The sequence below is a fragment of the Steroidobacter sp. genome (assembly GCF_016790065.1).
Classification (GTDB): Bacteria; Pseudomonadota; Gammaproteobacteria; order Steroidobacterales; family Steroidobacteraceae; genus Steroidobacter.
In genome coordinates, this window is record NZ_JAEUPY010000458.1 from 1 (window position 1) to 4,999 (window position 4,999).

The window sequence follows — 4,999 nt, forward strand, 5'->3', positions numbered from 1 at the left end:
CATCGTCTATGTGCTGATGATGGTGGTCGGAGCGCAGCTACTATTGAAGGCGCTGCGCTCCGCCTGATGGGCTAGTTGCTGCCAGCAGCAGCGACGATGTCGGCCTCACGAAACTTGCGAATGATCCGGTCCTGGATCCATTGCTTGCTCCACCAATCCACCGGCGTCACTGCGTTGCCATTGAGCAGCATGGTGAAGTGCAAGTGATCGCCGCCGGCCATGCCGGTGGCGCCGGTCCGACCCAGTTCCTGGCCTGCGGCGATGGGCTGGCCAACTTTCACGCCGATGGAGGAAAGGTGCGCATACAGCGACTGCAATCCCATGCCGTGATCGACGATGACGCAATTACCGTAGATGCCTAGCCAGCCCGCGAAGACCGCACTGCCGGCATTCGAAGCCAGCACCGGCGCGTTGGAGATCGACGCGAGGTCGAAGCCCAGATGAGTTTGCTGATCGACCGACTGGTCGCGATAGATATAACTGCGTTGATCGGCGAAGCCCGCCTCGACCGCGGTATTGGCGAGCTGTTTGAACGTGTCTTTCCACAGAACCTGCGGCGCGGAGTGGCGGGCAAGCTCAGTGATGGTCGCATTGTTCTGCCGACGCAGGTCCCGATTGATCGCGAGGAATGAAGCCAGCAGATCGGCGGGATCTTGCACCTTGAAATCCGCAGTGTTTTGCAAGATCGCCGGCACGACCTTGGCCAGGAAGCGATCATCCAGCGGGATGCGACTCTGGCGAAAGCGCTTCGGGATCACACGGTAGTCGAAAGAGGCACGGCTTTCGTTGCCATAGTCGTCGCGCGCAAACAGGTTGATCGGGGTCGCAGAATCCTGATCCCACAGCAGCGCGAAGAAGGCCACATGCAGGTCCGGGCTGGCCCCGGCAATTCCGGCGCTGGAGGCGGGAAACCCTGGATATTCCTTGTCGCCGACCCGTACGCCGGACTTCACGCCGGGCGCGGTGCGATACACGACCACTTCCGAACCGCCCTGGTTGATGAAGTGATGCACCGACTGCACGGCGATCTGCGGTGGAGTCAGATGAACTTCGAACTCGTGGTCCGCCGCCGCGGAGGCCGTTCGCAATCCGAAGAACACCGGGCCGGCAGCATTAACTACGATGCGAGCGCTGCCCGCCTGCAGCTCAGGGATGTCCTGTTTCCCCAGCGTTCGAGTGATGCGAACCCGATCCGGCAGCGACGTGAGCTGCGCCGCCGATGCACTGTCGCTCAGGCTAAACAAGGTCGCTTTGCGCTCGCCGTTTTGCTCGAGCCAGACATCCAACTGCTGCAAAAGCTCGCGCGGCGTAGTCACCTCGACCGTCATCTGGCCGCTTTGCCCGACCCCTTTGGTGGGCTCTAGGATTTCGACCTTCGGACCCGGCAGCGTGCCTGCGTAATACCAAGCACCTCCAGCACCAGCAGCGAGTAGCGCGAGCAGGACCAGAAACGTTCGCATCGATTGACCTCAATTCAGCAGTGGGAATCTCACCGGGCGGTGACCACGAACCCTTGTTCGAGCACGATGGTAAGTTGTGAGCCCGCCTGAAGCTGCACTTCCGAGCCAGTATTTTTTGCCACCATGGCACCGGCCGCACCGCCCAGGATGCCACCGATCACTTTGCCCTTGTTACCGTGCTTGATCTGATGACCGATCACTGCACCCGCCGCGGCACCGCCGATGATCTTGGCGGCGTCAGCGCCTTTTTCGCTGGTGCCGAGCTGCTGCAACTCGCCGCGAATGGCCATCTGCCGGCCGTCCGCGAGTTCGAGCTGATCGAAGCGCAGGCCGAGCGCGGGAACCGCGCCGATCTGGCTGCTGCCAGACACGACTTCCGTGATCGTTCCGGTGACACGCGAGCCTTCGGGTGCGACCAGACGATCGTCGCTGTGCAACGCCGTCGCCAGGCGAGCTTCGAATCGGTCGCCCACCTTGGCGGTTTTAGTCGTCATGTCGGACGCAAGCGCCACGACGAGTTGCGTGCCGGCACGAACTTCCACAGGTGTCGGCGCTGGTGCGGTGACCGCCGGCGGAGACGTGCTCTGAGCAACGGCAGCTCCGGCAGCGGCGCGTGCTTCAGCTGCCTTCTTCGCAGCCGCGCGCTTTGCGGCGGCTTCATCGGCAGCTTTCTTAGCGGCCGCAACCTTCGACGCTTCTCGTTCAGCCGCTTCCGCCTCGGCGCGGCGTAGCGTCTCTTGCTCCGCTTCCTTGGCCGCGACCTCAGCCTCACGCTGCGCGAGCTCCTGTTCGCGCGCTTCGAGTTCAGCCGCCTTCTCTACCGCCGACTGATCGGAGGCACTGGCCGATGCATTGGCCGATGAAGGGGCCGCTTCTTCGCGAGCGCAGCCGGTTAGCGCCACCGCCATCACGCAGGTGGCCACATACATACCGAAGTGCTGAGATTTCATGGTGAGAATCCTTGAACGGCGCGCGCCGCATTATGCAAGTGACGCGCAAATTACGTCATCGAGGCAGATCGCCTCGACATGCATTTCACAAATCCCGGAAGCAGGAAGTTGCGTAGCTCGGCCGCGATGCGAACGCAGATCTTTGCGAGCGCCGAGCAATTTCTTGCCACGCACAGCCCCATCGCAGAGGGCCTATAACCAACGGATTAAGAGTCAGCTGCTCCACCTCGACACAGGCCGATGCGCGCCCTGCCCTCCGCAGAAGCCAACGGCGCCCCAGGCGCGGCGGCTTCATCCTTTTGAAAATCATTTAGTTAGACTAAAAATGACACTTTCAGTAGCGGCCTGACGCCAAGCTGGTAACATGCGCGTCCCGTCGGAGCATGGCGCAGTCTGGTAGCGCATCTGGTTTGGGACCAGAGGGTCGCAGGTTCGAATCCTGCTGCTCCGACCACAACCTTCCCGCTGGCTTCTTGGGGCTCGGCGCGCGGTGGGTTAAAAAGCCTGACGCGACGCGCCCGTAGCTCAGCTGGATAGAGCACCGGCCTTCTAAGCCGGTGGTCGCAGGTTCGAGTCCTGCCGGGCGCGCCATTGATGCGGCTGGAAAAAACGCTCGAACTTCTAGTGTTGGCGGAGAGTTCGTATATACTCTGCGCCCCGCAACGGACGGACCCTAGATGGCCCGCCGGGCGGTGCCACAGCGATGTGGCGGATTGGACAATGGTGGACGTAGCTCAGTTGGTAGAGCCCCGGATTGTGATTCCGGTCGTCGTGGGTTCGAGCCCCATCGTCCACCCCAAATTCTATAGGCACCGGTGTTCTTCCGGCTGCCGACACGATTAACGGATATCGTGGGCTGTTAGCTCAATTGGTAGAGCAGCTGACTCTTAATCAGTTGGTTATAGGTTCGAGTCCTATACGGCCCACCATTTTCCTGGTGTCAAATCCGCGACTTAGAGAATCGAGGCGACTACGAAGTTTCCGCCTCTATAAAACTCTCTATACATCTCCGCCCTCTATAAATCCTCTATACAAATCGGCCCGCGTGGCGCGGTGACTGCAACAAACGCCGACGCTCCGAGCCAGCCTTCGACTCCTCGGATTGACGCTCACCTGCCGATTTTGCGGCGAAACACCAAGGCTTGATGCGCGAACGCCGCGCGTACCGCGATCCATCGCTCAGCGCGGAATTCGCGGAAGGATGCCAACCCGCTCCACTGCGGCGATCTGCTTGACCAGAAAGGGGGTCAACTTGAAACGCTGGTAGCCCGCCGTCAGCGCATCCCGATACGAGTCGAAAATCCCTGCGACGTCCTTCCCCTTAATGAGCGCGAACTTTCCCTGCTGCTGGAGCAATGCCGGCAAGTGGCGAAAGTACGTGTCAATCTCTTCTCGCACGTTGCCCACCGACACTCGGCGGGCGTCGTTGTGTTCTAGCTGGTCACGGCGATCAAGAACGCATCGAAGAAGCTGACAGGCATCATCAAAGCCCAGCGCCACGCTTAACTCCAAGAAAACGGTGAGCGAAACCTTCTTGTCCGCACGGAGCAGCGACTGAAGATGGGTTCGACTGATGCCCGCGCTGGGCGCGACGACCGTCTGACGGAACCGACGCTCGACGAAGCGAGCGCGCAACACATCGGCGAGCGCCTGCTTGGTGAGTTCCTCACTTTGCCTACGCTTCTCCCCTGGAGGATTGTTACCCATGATGGCGTACCCGTTCCTAAGAGGGGCCGCCGGCTTCGCCGGACATGGCAGGGTCAACAAGTGCGACCTCGTGGTCGTAGAGATCGAGCATCGCCTCGGTCTTGTGACCGCTCGCCTCCTTCTTGTCGGCTCGCTTGCCTTTGGTGTCAGTAACACCGCGGTGCTTCAGACCATGGAGCGTGAAGCGCTGCTCGCGGGCGATGACCTCGGCGTCCATCGCCGCGTGAATCAAATCCTGCCAGGCGTTGTCGAGGCCGGCGCGCGTCAACGGCGTGCCTGACTCGCTTATGAAGATGAAGCGCTGCTCGGGCCGGATTGGAATCGGCCGGCGACGATTGGTGCGACGCGCGAGCGTCTTGGCTTTCACCGCGAGTGCCGCTTCCCACGCGGCCTTGAGTCGCGGCGTCCACTTCACGATGTTGTCGTTGCTGCCTTTGGCGCGCGAGATATAGAGACCCGAGTCACTTGCGTGAGCTTCGGTGAGTCGGACCACTTCGATACTGCGCATCCGGCACAGGTACTTGATCTCCAGCAGCGGCCACAGATACGGCGGCGAGCTGCCCTTTGTATGCGCCAGTCGTGAGCCGCGCTCGCGAGCGAACTTCAAGACGGCTTCATAGGTGTCGAGTTCCGGCATGCCGTGGCGCTTGCGCTCTTTGACCTGCTTAGCACCCTCCGCTGGATTGGTCTTGCAGTGACCGTGCCGCATGCCCCAGCTGAACAGCACGCGGAAGTATCGCAACAGATGATTCGCCTTCGAGGGCCTACCAGGCAACGCATCACCCGCTGTAGTCCGCAACTATCTCAGCCGGAACGCTCTTGGCCGAGTCGATCTTGTTCACGCGCGCGCCAACGAGTACTCGTGGTGCAATCCAGCGAGTA

At 61.1% G+C, this 4,999-nt stretch carries 4 protein-coding genes and 4 tRNA genes; 4 read left to right on the forward strand and 4 right to left on the reverse strand.

The genetic code is table 11. From position 1 onward, the window contains the following. Positions 1 to 71 precede the first annotated feature (71 nt). The gene (locus tag JNL55_RS19125) at positions 72 to 1,460 is read right to left on the reverse strand and encodes a M23 family metallopeptidase (protein WP_293857285.1); all 1,389 of its coding nucleotides are present in this window, start codon (positions 1,458 to 1,460) and stop codon (positions 72 to 74) included. Positions 1,461 to 1,489: 29 nt separating this feature from the next. Further along, complete coding sequence (locus tag JNL55_RS19130; protein WP_293857288.1) at positions 1,490 to 2,410, reverse strand: glycine zipper 2TM domain-containing protein; 921 nt, start codon at positions 2,408 to 2,410, stop codon at positions 1,490 to 1,492. A 377-nt stretch (positions 2,411 to 2,787) separates the two neighbouring features. Between JNL55_RS19130 and JNL55_RS19135 the strand changes: the two genes are divergently transcribed. The 4 genes from JNL55_RS19135 to JNL55_RS19150 all read left to right on the forward strand — a co-directional run bounded on the left by JNL55_RS19135 (position 2,788) and on the right by JNL55_RS19150 (position 3,339). Beyond that, a tRNA-Pro gene (locus tag JNL55_RS19135) sits at positions 2,788 to 2,864 on the forward strand. Positions 2,865 to 2,924: 60 nt separating this feature from the next. Further along, positions 2,925 to 3,001, forward strand: a tRNA-Arg gene (locus JNL55_RS19140). Positions 3,002 to 3,133: 132 nt separating this feature from the next. Further along, a tRNA-His gene (locus tag JNL55_RS19145) sits at positions 3,134 to 3,209 on the forward strand. 54 nt (positions 3,210 to 3,263) lie between these two features. Further along, positions 3,264 to 3,339, forward strand: a tRNA-Lys gene (locus tag JNL55_RS19150). A 250-nt stretch (positions 3,340 to 3,589) separates the two neighbouring features. Here JNL55_RS19150 and JNL55_RS19155 read toward each other — a convergent pair. Together JNL55_RS19155 and JNL55_RS19160 are read right to left on the reverse strand one after the other, a co-directional pair. Further along, entirely contained in the window at positions 3,590 to 4,117 is a 528-nt protein-coding gene (locus JNL55_RS19155) for a hypothetical protein (RefSeq protein WP_293857291.1), read from the reverse strand. 16 nt (positions 4,118 to 4,133) lie between these two features. Further along, positions 4,134 to 4,892, reverse strand: coding sequence for a hypothetical protein (locus tag JNL55_RS19160; RefSeq protein ID WP_293857294.1), 759 nt, complete (start codon positions 4,890 to 4,892; stop codon positions 4,134 to 4,136). Between the last annotated feature and the right edge of the window lie 107 nt (positions 4,893 to 4,999).

Bases quoted from the DNA above. Each gene is read 5' to 3' on its own strand.
- JNL55_RS19125 (WP_293857285.1), bottom strand. From the start codon at position 1,460: ATGCGAACGTTTCTGGTCCTGCTCGCGCTACTCGCTGCTGGTGCTGGA.
- JNL55_RS19130 (WP_293857288.1), bottom strand. From the start codon at position 2,410: ATGAAATCTCAGCACTTCGGTATGTATGTGGCCACCTGCGTGATGGCG.
- JNL55_RS19155 (WP_293857291.1), bottom strand. From the start codon at position 4,117: ATGGGTAACAATCCTCCAGGGGAGAAGCGTAGGCAAAGTGAGGAACTC.